Here is a 13,980-nt window from a genome sequence, read left to right as displayed (position 1 = left end):
GCATTTTTCTATTATGCTTAATGAGAAATAGCTCATACGGAGTCACTATATGCAGCTAGAACGAATTGAAATTTCTGGCTTTCGTGGAATCAAAAGGCTCTCTATCGCCTTTGATGAACTCACCACATTAATCGGCGAAAATACTTGGGGTAAATCGTCCCTGTTAGATGCCCTGTCCGTCGCCCTGCCTTCTGAGGGTATTCCCTATCAATTTGAGATGACCGATTTCCACGTCGACTATTCAATTGCTCATCCTCAAAGCCAACACCTACAAATTGTGTTGAGTTTGGTGTCCACTGATAAACATGAGATGAACTCAGGTCGTTATAGAAAGTTAAAGCCCGTTTGGATCAAAGACGATCAAGGGAAAAATCGAATCATTTATCGGTTGAGTGCGAGTCGTGATGGCTACGAGATCAATACGCGCTATGCGTTTCTTGACGAGCAAGGCAACCCAAAGCAGTTGCACCACTCGGAAAAACTTGCGCAAGAGCTGATGACGCTTCACCCAGTTATTCGCCTTAAAGATTCTCGACGTTTTGAACGCCCTATTGGCTCAAATGGCGACAACAATGTTCGTATCGAAAAGCGCATCAACAATACTTGCCGACGCCTAATGGCGATACCTGGCCACGTGAATAAAGGCGAAATGAAAAGTAGCCTCAACTCGATGGGTATTTTGGTCGACCATTACTTCTCGTTCAAATCGAACACCAGAAAAAACCTTCGTAAGCAGCGAGATGGGATCTTCTTCAACAGTACAACGAGCAATAAGCGTTTATCGCAAGTGGTTGAAGAAAACGACAAACAAACTCGGCTACTTTTCATGGGCTTGCTCAATGCCTACCTGCAAGCGAAAGGACCAAATCAGTTGCGCCGATGTGCGCGACCACTGTTGATCATTGAAGATCCTGAAGGTCGCCTTCATCCTACCCACCTCGCTCGCGCATGGGGATTGCTTCAACTGCTGCCAATGCAGAAAATTCTGACTACAAACAGTGGCGAACTTCTTGGTCAAGTGCCGCTTCACTCTATACGTCGACTTGTTCGCCAATCAGACAAGACGATCACCACGTCACTGCCGGATCACGGGTTAAGTCGAGATGAGCTGCGTCGAATTGGCTTTCATATCCGTTTCCATCGCTCTGGCGCCTTATTCGCGCGTTGTTGGCTGTTAGTAGAAGGAGAAACAGAAGTTTGGCTGTTTAACGAACTTGCCAATCAGTGTGGTTATAACCTTGCCGCGGAAGGAGTTCAGATTATCGAGTTTGCCCAATCGGGATTGAAGTCATTGCTTAAAGTAGCGAAGGCTTTCGGTATCGACTGGCATGTTGTCACCGACGGTGATGCTGCAGGGAAAAAATACTCGACCGCGGTTCGAGCTCTGCTGGGTAATGATCAAGAGCGTCATCGTCTGACAGAACTGCCTGATAGAGACATTGAACATTTTCTCTACAACAATGGATTTGAGACCTTCTTCAAACAGATGGTACATATTCCTGCGGATCACCCTATTCCCGCCAAAAAAGTGGTCACCAAGGTACTAAAAAAATACGCAAAACCTGACTTAGCACTGGCGATAGTGAGCCACTGTGAAGAGTTAGGTAATGAGTGCATTCCACTACTGCTTCGCTGGACGTTAAAACGTGTGGTCACCATGGCCAACGGCAACACATAAAAAAGCGGCATTGATGATTAACATCAATGCCGCGTATCGAATCAGATACAAATCAATCGGGGGTTGACCAAATCCATCAGGCAGAATTTGATCACACAATTAAGCTCTAGGCGCAAGCTCAGCACTTGATTGCGTTTGGTGAGCCTTTTGATGTAGCCATAAACCACTCGCTTTCATCAAATAACCGAAAATACCACCCAAAATGAGCGAAGGGATAACCAATTTCCAGTCACCTGAAGCGGCGAAGGTTGCACAACAGCCAATAAACGTACCAGGAATGTAGGTAAGTAAGCTTTGCGTCGCCTGCATGCACATTAGAAATGCGACAACAGCAGTGATGACGTAACCCAAAATTTCCAACGACGCATATTGTGAAGCATGGATAATAACCATTGCCCAAAATACACCTGTCATGTTGGTTAGCAAACTTTGTATTAACCCCTTAAACCCACTGGTAGGTGAAGCAAAATAACTGGTACACCCTAAAAATCCGGCCCAAGAAAGAAGTCCAAGTGAAATGGCAAGCCATCCCCATAAGCCAGAAAGAATACCCGTTGTTAATGCAATCGCGACTAGTGTGCTCATAACGCCTCGTTACGTGTGCTCAGACACATCAAAAGTACAAGTACGCATATTAAGAAGAATTGATAGCAATGAGTAATATCTAGATCACACTATTTAGGTAACAAATATCATATTTATCACAAATTACGTGATGCAATCGATATTTCAACAGATATCGGTAATACCAAGATTATTATAAAACGCTGGGTTTCCCCTTCATCATCCTTAACCCTTCGCGCTTAATACATTCAACCAACGGGTTTTCAACCATGTCTGCACGCCACACGAACGAAAGCGTACGCTCCATATTGAGTTCAGGCACGTTAAGGGCGACCAGTTGACCGCTGTCGATGTGCCTTTCAACGTCTAGATAGGGTAAGCAGGTAAGATATTGACCATGCTCGACCATGCTGCGCAGTACAGGTACATGTTCGTATTCACGCCAGACATCCAAATCTTCAATCAAATGGTGAATGGAGCTATCAAAAATCATGCGAGTGCCACTTCCGTGCTCTCGAAGTACCCATTTGGCTTGCTCTAACTGTGCCAAACTGACCTTTTCTTGCAGCGCGAAGGGGTGATGAGCCGCGGCCACAACGGTTAAGTGGTCTCGACACCACACTTCTTGATGCAGTCGGTTGTCATCACAGCGCCCTTCTATAATGCCTAGGTCATATTTGTAGTCGATAACCCCTTGAATCACGCTGTCGGTACTTTTGACCTTTAAGGAAATTCTCATCTCAGGAAACGAGTTATCAATAATACTGATAAGGTCTGGGACTAAGTGTTCGGCGGGCGTTTGGCTGGCACCAAGTTTGAGGTGACCACTGAGCAAATGCTGCTCATAAAAGCCCATTTCTATTTGCTGCGCATCTTGGAGAAGGCGCTTTGCCTTCGGACGTAACCACATCCCCCAGTGTGTCAGCGCCATCTGTTTTCCTTGACGTTCGAACAGTGGTCTGCCCAACATTTTCTCGAGTTGCGATAACGACATGCTTGTCGCCGATTGCGTCAGCGAGAGTTTGTCAGCCGCTAAGCTCACACTCCCCGTATCTGCAACGGCATCAAAGACAGCAAGTTGTTTTAATGAGTAACGCATAGGACTCCTATCCCTGTTCTTATAATCTCTTTTACCTAGCTTCAGCACGTATTTGAAAACACTGACAAATACGCATTGGGTTTCATTTTACGCCCTCTCCAATCCATATCAATATTTTTGATGAGGATTTTAAAAATTATCAATTTTACCTCTACCTACTCCAACCGTAATCTGAATTGGCAACGGCGATAAAGCCTTGTGAACATCAGGAGGTATGTATGTTTTTTACCGGGGAGCGGCAATGACACAAGCTCAAACTAACCACCAATACTTCTCTCCCATCGAGATGATGGCGGAAGCCGAGAAGTTTGCGTTAAGCAAAGCAAAGAAAAGTAGTGGCATGACGTTAAGCCTTGCTGTCATGGCAGGGGCGTTTATAGGACTCGCCTTTCTTTTCTATATAACCGTGACAACGGGTAGCACCGAGACGGGCTGGGGCCTAAGCCGATTGGCTGGCGGACTGGCATTTAGTATGGGTTTGATCCTCATCGTGATTTGCGGCGGTGAACTGTTTACGAGCTCTGTGCTATCGAGCATTTCATGGGCCAATAAACAGATCAGCTTTACCAAGATGCTGAGTGTGTGGGGCAAGGTCTACGTTGGTAACTTTATTGGTGCCATGTTACTGCTCACCATCGTATCGGCGGCAGGTTTGTATCAGATGGACCACGGCCAGTGGGGATTAAATGCACTTAATATCGCGCAACACAAACTGCACCACACGACAGTCCAAGCCTTTGCATTAGGCGTACTGTGTAACTTGCTGGTCTGCTTAGCTATATGGCTCACGTTCAGCAGCGCAAACGCGATGACCAAAGCAGCAATGACCATTATGCCCGTCGCTATGTTTGTCTCCAGTGGCTTTGAACACTGCGTCGCAAACATGTTTATGGTCCCGCTAGGTATCGTGATTCAAAACTTTGCGCCCGAGGCATTCTGGACTCAAATCGGCGCGACCCCCGCTCAATATGCGGACTTAAATATCTATCAATTTGTCACAGCGAACCTTATTCCCGTGACACTAGGCAACATCGTTGGTGGTGCTGTACTGGTTGGGCTTGCCAACTGGTGTATCTACCGCCGACCACAACTAAAAGCAGCGCAAGTCGCTTCAATTACTAAAACCACTAACATTACGTCAGTTAAGGAAACCACTATGAACACAACTATCCTTGTAAAAGATATCATGAACCCTGCTCCAATTACTTTGGGCGCAGAAATGACCACACCTGCTGCAATCGACACATTATTAGATAACCATTTGATCAGCGCGCCGGTTGTTGATATCGAAGGACGCTTGGTTGGTTTCTTCTCAGCGCATGATGTGATGGTCGATTTGTGGTGCCAAGACTACATTCCTACTCAAGGACAAAAGGTTGTCGATCTTATGTCGCGTGATGTAGTGGCAATTGATGCAAAAGATAAACTGGTCGATGTCGCTGAGTACCTTTGTATCGATAAAGAGCAGCTTTACCCAACCACCAGCATGGGCATCGCAACACAATTCACCACGCTATCTCTTGAAGAGCGCGCAAAGAGCATGAAAGTAAGCAAACCGCATGTACTTCCTGTAATTGAGAATGGTCAGTTTGTTGGAGTGGTCACCCGTGAAAACGTACTCTCTTCACTACGTAATGTTTACGGTGACCGTGTAACTTTGGTCGACACAGAACGCGAATTAGAAAGTGCATAACGAATAGAAAAACAACGTCAAAAACGCTAGGAAATTTGGTCGGGAAATAAGTCGCTTGACCAAAAAAGCCCTCAACCACTTAGGTTGAGGGCTTTCTTTGTTTTTTTGGAGGTAAGTGGAATTACTTCTGAATGCCTTCTACATGCAGTTCCATATCAACGTAGCTTGAAGTACCCATCACTGCGATGTTGAAATCAGCCAACTCTAAACGCGTTGTGCCGTAGAAACCTGCACGTTGACCACCCCATGGGTCTTGACCTGCACCGATAAACTCCGCATCGATGGTAATTGGCTTAGTCACGCCGTGTAGGCTCAGATCGCCTGTTACTTCTAAGTTACCGTCGCCTTTGTCAACCACGCTCGTGCTCTTAAACGTAGCGGTTGAAAACTTCGATGCATCAATGAAATCTGAACTGCGAATGTGCTTGTCACGCTCTGCATGGTTTGAATCCAAACTGCGAGTGTCAACGTTTACCGTCACCTTCGATGCCGCAACATTCGCTGGGTCGTAAGAGAATTCGCCATCAAATTTATTAAAACGACCTTTGATGAAACTATAACCAAGGTGACTAACTTTGAAGTTTACTGACGCGTGTGCGCCCTTTGTATCAATAACGTAGTCCGCTGCGCTTGCACCAAAAGGCAGTGCCATCACCATAGCCAGTCCTGTAGCAAATAACGTTTTTTTCATTTTGAAGCTCCTATCATTTTGCGTAGCGTGTTGTCTTTGTTAATAAAGTGGTGTTTCAATGCAGCAAGGGCGTGGGCAGCAGCCATTAGTATCAGAGCCCATGCAGCGTAAAAGTGGATAAGGCCTGCGGTGTCTGCTTGGTTTTCAAACAACGCTCCCGCGCCAGGCACGGTAAACCATGTAAACACATCAATACCGCGACCATCCTCTGTCGAGATTAAGTAACCGGAAACAAACAACAATAGTAGAGTTGCGTACATTGCGAGGTGAACAATCTTCGCTCCCGCTTTTTCAATCGCACTGCCTTCTAGTTTTGGTGACGCCGTAACATGCTTCCAAACCAAACGGAATAGAGTCAATGCGGCGAGTAAAATGCCAATCGATTTATGCCAGTGTGGTGCTGTCCGATACCATTCGCTGTAGTAGGACAAATCAACCATCCACAGCCCAACAGCAAACATACCAATCACGACCAGAGCAGATGACCAGTGCACAGCACGAGCAACCACATTATAGTTTTTGACTTCCGACTTCATTACAGTTTCCAAGTTAAATGAATCTCTTTATCACATGAGAATAGTTATCTCCCCTTGTGTGTAACAGATTATTTACCATTATTTACATTGGGGAAATCTCTTACCCTTGATGATCTCGTTCGAAAAATTTGATGGAACGAATTGCGTGATAGAAAAGGCACCTCAATATTGGCTAATCTGTTCTATCTCATAAAGCTCATCAGCAATATCCAGCATCTTTCTCTCCATAATCGCCTGTGCATCTTTTACACCTTGGTTGTAAAAGGTGGCACCAAACTTATCAGAGATAAAATCCAGCAAAAAATCGGCATCAAACTGGCCAATTTCGACATCAAGCTCTTGTTCGAGATAGTCCTGAAGGTCTTTAGCCATCGCTTGTTTTTGTTGTGACGTAAATTCAATCTTAGACATAAACCCCTAACTCTATGCAATTTTTTGGACAATAAGTGTAACTGAGTTTATCAACGCCATGTTACTGTATGCGCGAAAACTGGGACCTAGGGAGAGTGTTGCCTTGTTATTGGATGTGTTGATTCAAAGCGTGAATGAGTTTCAAGCAGATTGCATGAAACTGTGTGAAAAGCACTATCCAACCATTCATAATCGCGGAATGAGTGAACATCATTTGGGTTTGGCTTTTGCACGCCGCCTGTCTAGAACATTAAAAGAGTTCGGCCACAGTTACGATTACCAGTCCCTCGAAACCGCTGCCTCCACTGACTATCCACACCATTATCGGGTCACTTCGGAAGTCGGCACCGTTTGGATTCTTACCTCCCATTTGGTCAGTGCTGGAAACTCATGTAGAAACAAACAGTTTAAAACCATTGCGCAGTGGCAAGCTGAGTATGGCTATGCCGTTCAGCCGAATGATCTTCTATTGCTGTTGACCGATCATTGGATTACTAGAAGCAAACCGAGCCGAGAGCTACTCCATTGGTGGACAGGACAACTGCCCGATGAGATAGACGAATACAAGACCCAAGGTATCAGTCTATTTGAGAGCGAATCACAGTTGTCACGAACGTTAGAACAACAATTTGCCCTTAGCCCCTACTACGTAAAGTTTACGCACCCGCTTAAACGCTCAAACGATCAACAACTCGTTAGGAAGTACATCCAACTGTTTTCTGTCATCCAACTCAGTTAGCCTGTCACAAATGCGTCACGTAGCACTCGCATACTGTTAGCTATGCGCTGACCACTCAAACGCCAAGTGAAGAAACTCAAGCGATACCAATACGAAAAATACGCCGTACTCTGTAATCTAGCCTATTCACGGGTGCTAAAACACACGCGCTACGGCTTTGCACCAAAAGGTCAGCGTATTGTCTACAATCGATTCGGCCAACCCATGATGCGCGTTTTATGGAAAAACGATCATGATGAAGTCATTGTCGTCATTAAAGGCTCCCACAACCCGCAAGATTGGTTACTCAATCTGCATTTGTGGCAACGCAGGGCCCACTGTTTGAAGCTTAACTATTCGGTTCATTCTGGCTACCTGCAACAAATTACCCAACCGAGTATCACTAAACATGGCCACTCTCCCCATCCGCTAAATGTTTACCAAACACTGTCCAACATTTTGCAGCCTCTATTAGAAAACGGAAAGCGCGTTACCTTTACCGGGCACTCTTCCGGGGGCGCGATCGCCTGTATTTTGGCTGATGCGCTCGAAAAACAGCGTGCGAAATCGGTCAAGCGTGTGGTCACCTTTGGTCAGCCAGCATTTGGCGGCTTCATGATGAAAAAGCAGTACTCATTGAGCCACAAGACGTATCGAATTTGTTGTGATCTCGATATCGTGACATTCCTTCCACCTCTACCCGGCGTATACCTGCATGTGGGTAAACAATTGTGGCTTTACAATGGTAAGATTTATGAGAACACACCGACGCTGATTCGTTTAGGTCGTTCTGTTGCATCTTGGGTAATAAGACCGTTCTCTTATCATCTGATGTCAAAGTACATTCGCAACAAAGATTTCTTCGATGAACGCTAGCCGTGGTTGTTTGACTGTTTAATGTCTTGAAAACTGTTTCCAGTGCGACGAGCGCTGTAGATAAGACAACAAACTGAAGAAAGAATTGACAAATTTACGACATTGTCAATATTATGTCGAACGACACGCATTATGTCATACGCTAAGGGACCGAGGTCTGCTGTTTAATGATTCTCACAAGCAAAAGTCAATTCCAACACTGCTTAGAAACGACCGACGAGCACCAGTTTATCGCAAACTATAACGGGCTTACTCTCTCGAGTGTTTATCAGCCAATTTTTGACATCGATGAGTCCATATTCGGCGTCGAAGCCTTAGTCCGAATCAAAGATGCCAACGGCAATCCTATCCGACCTGACCACTTCTTTTGCTCTGATACCTTTTGCTACGAAGACAAGATCAATGTTGAACGCCTTAGCCGCGTTATCCATCTTCGCAACTTTGCTCAGTCCGATTTCCGCCATAAGCAGCTATTTCTCAATGTATTGCCTATTGCCGGAGAGAGGCTCGCGACAGAAGATCTTAAAAACGGTTTGCTCGCGAGCCGAATTCAGCACCTAGGGCTTAAAAACTCTCAAATCGTTATGGAGCTCATTGAACTCGATTGTGAAAATCTGCGCTATTTGGAAACGGCGGTGAAAAAGCTCAACCAAAATGGGTTCAATGTTGCCATTGATGATTTTGGCGTGAATGCGTCTACCGAAGCGCGTGTGCTTCAAGTAAAACCGCACATATTAAAAATGGATCGATCACTGCTCCTCCAGTATTGCTCTGGTGATCACGCCCCTCTACTCAGTGCCTTACAGCTTGCGAAACGTATTGGCGCCCAAACCGTGATTGAAGGTATCGAAACCGCACAGCAACTAAACGCGATGCGAGCACTTAACATTGACCTTTACCAAGGCTTTCACCTAGCGATGCCAGTCATGTTACCCGCCAAGATTGTTCTACCTTCTAATTAACGCTCTCTTCCATCGATTTCAGACAGTAAAGCAGCGTTTTATTAACATCTAACAAACAATAACAATACAGTTATTATATCCATTATTTTTACTTTTATTAATTTATTGTTCTAGATCATGAGCACTAGAAGTTGCACTCGTACTGATTAGCGAATTTTTGTACATTGCTGTTCATAGTTTGAAACAGTTTTATACAAATCCAACAATACTAGGGTGATTACTATGCTGGAGCTTCTCATTGGCTTAGCGGTAACAGTAGCTGTCGGTTACTTTATCGTTAAAGGCTACAAGCCTGCAGGTGTACTTCTAACTGCCGGTTTAATTCTTCTTATTCTCACAGGTTTACTCGGACATACCGTTCTCCCTGCTAAAATCGCGTCGACCGGCAATATGGTCACGGATTCACTGGAGTACGTGAAATACATGCTTCAATATCGTGGTGGCGGTTTGGGTATGCAAATCATGTTGCTTTGTGGTTTCGCATCCTACATGACTCACATCGGCGCAAACAATGTCGTTGTTAAACAGTTTTCCAAGCCGTTGTCAGTCATCAAATCACCTTATGTACTGCTTGTTGCCGCTTACATTGTCGCTTGTTTGATGTCTCTTGCGGTCAGTTCAGCGACTGGGCTTGGTGTCCTATTAATGGCAACCCTGTTCCCTATGATGACGGCAATGGGTATTTCGCGCCCTGCGGCTGTTGCTGTGTGCGCCTCGCCAGCGGCTATTATCTTATCTCCTACCTCTGGTGACGTGGTGATTGCCGCTGAAAAATCAGGGTTAGATTTGGATGTCTTCGCGGTACAAACCGTTCTACCTGTGTCGATCTGCGCGATTATCGTCATGGCTGCTGCGGCATTCTTCTGGAACAAATACTTAGATAAAAAAGACAATTCACCAATGGAACGCGTGGATGTATCAGCAATCGAAGTAAAAGCGCCAGCGTACTACGCGGTATTACCTTTCTTACCGATTGTTGGGGTATTTCTGTTTAACGGTCGTACGATTGAAGGTTTAAAGCTCGATATTTACACCATTGTCGTGTTGTCGATTTTCCTCGGTGCCTTGGTAGACTTCGTCACTAAGCGCTTCAAGGGCAAGGAAACACTCGAAGATTTAGAGTCTTGTTATGAAGGGATGGCTGATGCGTTTAAAGGCGTTGTCATGCTATTGGTAGCGGCTGGGGTGTTTGCTCAAGGTCTAATGTCGATTGGCGCAATTGATAACTTGCTTCACCTTGCGGAAACGGCTGGCGCAGGCGGCATTGCACTGATGCTCATCTTGACTGGCTTAACGGTTGCTGCCGCTATCGCAACAGGCTCTGGCAACGCGCCATTCTATGCGTTTGTTGAACTTGCGCCTGCACTAGCCGCCAAGATGGGGCTAAACCCAGCGTTTTTGATTATCCCGATGCTTCAAGCCTCTAACCTTGGTCGCACAGTTTCTCCTGTGTCTGGCGTTGTAGTTGCGACATCGGGAATGGGTAAAATAAGCCCGTTTGAGGTGGTGAAACGTACTTCTGTCCCTGTTCTGTGTGGCTTGATCACCGTGATCTTTGGCACGCTCGTATTGGTACCTATGGCCGCGTAATCCTTATTTCAGTAAAAAGGGCGCTCGATGCGCCCTTTTGTGTTTAATGGCTATTTTATTTCGCCGTAGCGCTCTAAGTACATAACAGTAGCCGCCGTACGCGACGGTACGCTCAACTTTTTGAGTAAGCTTTTCATATGAACTTTGACCGTAGATTCAGAAATGAACAGTGTGTCAGCAATCTGCTTGTTTCGATACCCTTTCGCCACTTCTTTTAAAATTTGCATCTCACGATCCGTTAACTCATCAAAGATATCAGTACTGTTTTCGCGATCAGCAAGGTACTTGGCGACTTCTTTGCTATACGCTTTGTTACCGCGTAACGATACTTTTAGTAATTCAACTAGCTCATCAGGCTCGGTATCTTTTAGCAAGTAGCCATCTGCTCCCGCTTTAACAATGGCTTCAATATCCGCGGGGCTATCTGACACCGTTAAAATAACGATGGTAGCGTCACAGCCATCAGCACGGAGAGCGTTCAAGGTATCTAAGCCAGACATGCCTTTCATATTCAAATCAAGTAGCACGAGATCGGGTTTACACTCGTGGTTTTTCGCCACGGCATCGGCACCATTACTCGCTTCTGCGACTACGTTAAACTCATCCTCAAAGCTAAGTAGTTGATGGATTCCTCGCCTCATGAGTGGATGGTCATCCACAAGTAATACTCTACATTCGGTCAATGTTTGGTTCCTTAGTTTTCGGATATTCTAACAATACTTCACAGCCTTGATTGGCTTGACTCGTTACCGCGAGCGTTCCACAAAGGCGAGACGCTCGCTCGTGCATAATACTCATGCCATAGTGATTCAACTTCTCAACCGATTGATCGAACCCTTGTCCATCGTCAAGGATGGATACGACAACTTTAGTCTCTGTCTCATGGCACTGAATAGTAATATTTTTCGCATTTGCGTGTTTGATTGCGTTGATGGTGGCTTCCCTGATCAACTGCAACAAATGAACCTGTTGATTGGCATCGAGCTCAATGGACGATAATTCATTGCTCAACTTAATCTCGGCGTTAGTTTGCTCCGCCAGTTGCTCTGTCATTTCCGTCAATGCGTGGCCAAAACTGCCTTCTTTGATTGTCAGCCTAAAGGTGGTGAGCAACTCCCGTAACTGAGTATAAGCCGCAGACAACCCCGTATCGAGCTCAGCGAGGATTGGCGTTGTTTTTTCCAACTGATGTGACTCTGGCAGTTTTGCCATGCTCCGTTTAAGCAATGATACTTGAATCTTTAAATAGGAAAGAGATTGCGCAAGCGAGTCATGCAGCTCTCTTGCGATCGTGGCACGCTCTTCCATCAACAACAGCTGCTCAGCTTGACGTTGAGCCTGATTATAATAGACGGCACGCGACAGTATCTGAACGAAGTTATCAATCAACGCTTGATCTGGGCACGGCAGCGCGACCTTCCAAAACAAGGTCCCGAGTTCAACGCCATCTAATGATAGCGCCTTGCTCTGACAAGAATTCTCACAGCCACTGCACGCTTCGCCTTGCGTTAACACAAGCGGTCGCTCACCCTCAGCAGTGATTTCAAGCTTCACAGCACTGATCCCTTCAAGACTGACAATATGAGCTAGAATCGCTTCGAAATTGTCCTGACCAATGCGCGATGCGGTGAGTTCTTGGGAAGATTTGTACAGTACTTTGAGCGAGTCGTTAGCGTGTTGCAATTTTTGGGTCTTTTCATTGACCGCTTTTTCAAGTCCACGATAGAGCTTGCCAAGATCCGCTGCCATCGTATTGAACGTACGTGTTAAGATCCCCATTTCATTGTCGCTAGAGACATTCAGTTCTACATCGAATGATCGTGATTTAATTTGCTCACTGGCACGCACCAGTGCATTTAACGGACGAACAATCTGCTTGCGAATGTAATGAACGACAAACAAACTGACGATCAGAATCCCACCCAGCCCTAACCCGCCGACCCAAGCAAGTTTGATCAATTTCTGTTCAGAAAAATTCTGCAACTTAAAGACGAACGCATCGATCTGGTTAACGAAGCCTTCCACCAACACGAGGTAGCGCTCTCGATCTTGGCTTTTTAGTACCTGCTTAAGCTCATGCCAACGCATGATTAAGCTGTAGTAATCATGGGTGATGTCACTTGGGACGGTCCAACCTTGCAGCGCCTTCATTGAGGGCGAATAGATAGAGCGTTCAAACATCTGAATATGGGAAGGATAATCAACAGACTGGGTTTGAATATCATGGGCTAAACGATAGCTCTGCATACGCATCGAGCCTGCCACGTTGACGGCTTCCGCGTCATTGAGACTTGAGGCTAAGGTAATGATCGCAAAACTCGTCGTCGCAACAGACAAAGCCAAGATCAGTCCCATCGCCTTGGCAACGGTTCTCGTCACCGAGTTTTTCACACTTTTAAACACTCTTTCACCGTTTGGAAGGCTTTGAACAATCACAAATTCTTCCCATATCTTAACTCACACGCCCAATATGTGATCAAACCTGCTGGAATTTATTGATCTGAAACAAGAACCCATAGCGATTAACCCCTAAGGGGTATTTATACAAATATGTCAAAACCTACAATTTATATGTCGGTAAATGACAGCTTATTAACAAACTTCTGAACTATGCTTATCCCATAACAACTGGGCTTATTTCAGAACATACTGGTCGGGAGCATTCGTGGTCGATTTAGCAAAACGTCGTTTTTTCTCTAGAACTAAAGTTGACGATTCAATGATTCGTTTACCTTGGGTCAAGGAAAGCGTCCGTTTTACCGATTTGTGCACCCGATGCGGCAAGTGTGAACAGGCGTGTGAAACAAGCATCATTCAAAAAGGCGATGGCGGGTTCCCTACCGTCGACTTTTCAATCGATGAATGCACGTTTTGCTATCAATGCGCAGAAGTCTGCCCTGAACCGATTTTTCTGTCCAAAGAAGATAGACCGTGGAATGCAAACGCGACCATCAATGAAAGTTGTTTGGCGCACCAAAATGTCGAATGCCGAAGCTGTGGAGATATGTGCGAGACCATGGCCATTAAATTCAAACTCGAAATTGGCAAAGTCGCACAACCGAATATCGAGCTTGATGATTGTACAGGCTGTGGAGCATGTGTCTCTGTTTGCCCAACATCATCAATCATTGTGAGCAATTAGAACAACAACGGAAACATTGT

14 protein-coding genes are annotated in these 13,980 nt (G+C 45.5%); 7 read left to right on the top strand and 7 right to left on the bottom strand.

Annotation, left to right across the window (positions count from 1 at the left end):
* The first annotated feature begins 49 nt into the window (after positions 1-49).
* Positions 50-1,678: an ATP-dependent endonuclease gene (locus tag ACUALS_RS17535; RefSeq protein ID WP_039624564.1), complete on the top strand. Its 1,629-nt coding sequence runs from the start codon at positions 50-52 to the stop codon at positions 1,676-1,678.
* 99 nt (positions 1,679-1,777) lie between these two features.
* On the opposite strand, the gene ACUALS_RS17530 is transcribed toward ACUALS_RS17535, so the two are convergent.
* Together ACUALS_RS17530 and ACUALS_RS17525 are read right to left on the bottom strand one after the other, a co-directional pair.
* On the bottom strand, positions 1,778-2,263 hold the full coding sequence (locus ACUALS_RS17530; RefSeq protein ID WP_005473221.1) for a DUF1097 domain-containing protein: 486 nt from the start codon (positions 2,261-2,263) through the stop codon (positions 1,778-1,780).
* Between the two features lie 172 nt (positions 2,264-2,435).
* Positions 2,436-3,341: a LysR substrate-binding domain-containing protein gene (locus tag ACUALS_RS17525; RefSeq protein ID WP_005473250.1), complete on the bottom strand. Its 906-nt coding sequence runs from the start codon at positions 3,339-3,341 to the stop codon at positions 2,436-2,438.
* Between the two features lie 241 nt (positions 3,342-3,582).
* On the opposite strand from ACUALS_RS17525, the gene focA reads away from it, so the two are divergent.
* Positions 3,583-5,034 (top strand): formate transporter FocA, encoded by a 1,452-nt coding sequence (gene focA / locus ACUALS_RS17520; protein ID WP_038136822.1) that lies wholly within the window; start codon positions 3,583-3,585, stop codon positions 5,032-5,034.
* A gap of 121 nt (positions 5,035-5,155) precedes the next feature.
* Here focA and ACUALS_RS17515 read toward each other — a convergent pair whose 3' ends face one another.
* The 3 genes from ACUALS_RS17515 to ACUALS_RS17505 all read right to left on the bottom strand — a co-directional run bounded on the left by ACUALS_RS17515 (position 5,156) and on the right by ACUALS_RS17505 (position 6,672).
* Entirely contained in the window at positions 5,156-5,725 is a 570-nt protein-coding gene (locus tag ACUALS_RS17515) for a YceI family protein (RefSeq protein WP_005473202.1), read from the bottom strand.
* Positions 5,722-6,261: a cytochrome b gene (locus tag ACUALS_RS17510; RefSeq protein ID WP_454449997.1), complete on the bottom strand. Its 540-nt coding sequence runs from the start codon at positions 6,259-6,261 to the stop codon at positions 5,722-5,724. The genes ACUALS_RS17515 and ACUALS_RS17510 overlap by 4 nt, the downstream gene beginning before the upstream one ends.
* A gap of 162 nt (positions 6,262-6,423) precedes the next feature.
* The gene (locus ACUALS_RS17505; RefSeq protein ID WP_038136815.1) at positions 6,424-6,672 is read right to left on the bottom strand and encodes a DUF2164 domain-containing protein; all 249 of its coding nucleotides are present in this window, start codon (positions 6,670-6,672) and stop codon (positions 6,424-6,426) included.
* A 103-nt stretch (positions 6,673-6,775) separates the two neighbouring features.
* Here ACUALS_RS17505 and ACUALS_RS17500 point away from each other — a divergent pair, with 103 nt between their 5' ends.
* The 4 genes from ACUALS_RS17500 to dcuC all read left to right on the top strand — a co-directional run bounded on the left by ACUALS_RS17500 (position 6,776) and on the right by dcuC (position 10,818).
* Positions 6,776-7,411 (top strand): hypothetical protein, encoded by a 636-nt coding sequence (locus ACUALS_RS17500; protein ID WP_038136811.1) that lies wholly within the window; start codon positions 6,776-6,778, stop codon positions 7,409-7,411.
* Positions 7,412-7,477: 66 nt separating this feature from the next.
* The gene (locus ACUALS_RS17495; protein WP_454449996.1) at positions 7,478-8,266 is read left to right on the top strand and encodes a lipase family protein; all 789 of its coding nucleotides are present in this window, start codon (positions 7,478-7,480) and stop codon (positions 8,264-8,266) included.
* 167 nt (positions 8,267-8,433) lie between these two features.
* Complete coding sequence (locus ACUALS_RS17490; RefSeq protein WP_454449995.1) at positions 8,434-9,228, top strand: EAL domain-containing protein; 795 nt, start codon at positions 8,434-8,436, stop codon at positions 9,226-9,228.
* Positions 9,229-9,450: 222 nt separating this feature from the next.
* Positions 9,451-10,818 (top strand): anaerobic C4-dicarboxylate transporter DcuC, encoded by a 1,368-nt coding sequence (gene dcuC / locus ACUALS_RS17485; protein WP_005473305.1) that lies wholly within the window; start codon positions 9,451-9,453, stop codon positions 10,816-10,818.
* A 50-nt stretch (positions 10,819-10,868) separates the two neighbouring features.
* Here the strand turns inward: dcuC and ACUALS_RS17480 are convergent, their stop codons facing one another.
* A complete protein-coding gene (locus ACUALS_RS17480; protein ID WP_454449994.1) occupies positions 10,869-11,501 on the bottom strand; it encodes a response regulator in 633 nt (210 codons plus the stop codon).
* Positions 11,488-13,221 carry a nitrate/nitrite two-component system sensor histidine kinase NarQ gene (gene narQ / locus ACUALS_RS17475; protein WP_038137371.1) on the bottom strand — a complete coding sequence of 578 codons (1,734 nt, stop codon included), beginning with the start codon at positions 13,219-13,221 and terminating at the stop codon, positions 11,488-11,490. Before narQ ends, ACUALS_RS17480 begins: the two co-directional genes overlap by 14 nt.
* A 262-nt stretch (positions 13,222-13,483) precedes the next feature.
* Between narQ and napF the strand changes: the two genes are divergently transcribed.
* Positions 13,484-13,960, top strand: coding sequence for a ferredoxin-type protein NapF (gene napF, locus ACUALS_RS17470; protein ID WP_331399727.1), 477 nt, complete (start codon positions 13,484-13,486; stop codon positions 13,958-13,960).
* Positions 13,961-13,980 lie beyond the last annotated feature (20 nt).

It is taken from the genome of Vibrio sp. NH-7, from assembly GCF_053643215.1.
This window is presented reverse-complemented; position numbering and strand designations above follow the sequence as displayed.

Coding starts and splice junctions, on each gene's coding strand:
- ACUALS_RS17510 (WP_454449997.1), bottom strand. CDS start 6,261: ATGAAGTCGGAAGTCAAAAACTATAATGTGGTTGCTCGTGCTGTGCAC.
- focA (WP_038136822.1), top strand. CDS start 3,583: ATGACACAAGCTCAAACTAACCACCAATACTTCTCTCCCATCGAGATG.
- ACUALS_RS17530 (WP_005473221.1), bottom strand. CDS start 2,263: ATGAGCACACTAGTCGCGATTGCATTAACAACGGGTATTCTTTCTGGC.
- ACUALS_RS17525 (WP_005473250.1), bottom strand. CDS start 3,341: ATGCGTTACTCATTAAAACAACTTGCTGTCTTTGATGCCGTTGCAGAT.
- dcuC (WP_005473305.1), top strand. CDS start 9,451: ATGCTGGAGCTTCTCATTGGCTTAGCGGTAACAGTAGCTGTCGGTTAC.
- ACUALS_RS17490 (WP_454449995.1), top strand. CDS start 8,434: ATGATTCTCACAAGCAAAAGTCAATTCCAACACTGCTTAGAAACGACC.
- ACUALS_RS17535 (WP_039624564.1), top strand. CDS start 50: ATGCAGCTAGAACGAATTGAAATTTCTGGCTTTCGTGGAATCAAAAGG.
- ACUALS_RS17515 (WP_005473202.1), bottom strand. CDS start 5,725: ATGAAAAAAACGTTATTTGCTACAGGACTGGCTATGGTGATGGCACTG.
- ACUALS_RS17505 (WP_038136815.1), bottom strand. CDS start 6,672: ATGTCTAAGATTGAATTTACGTCACAACAAAAACAAGCGATGGCTAAA.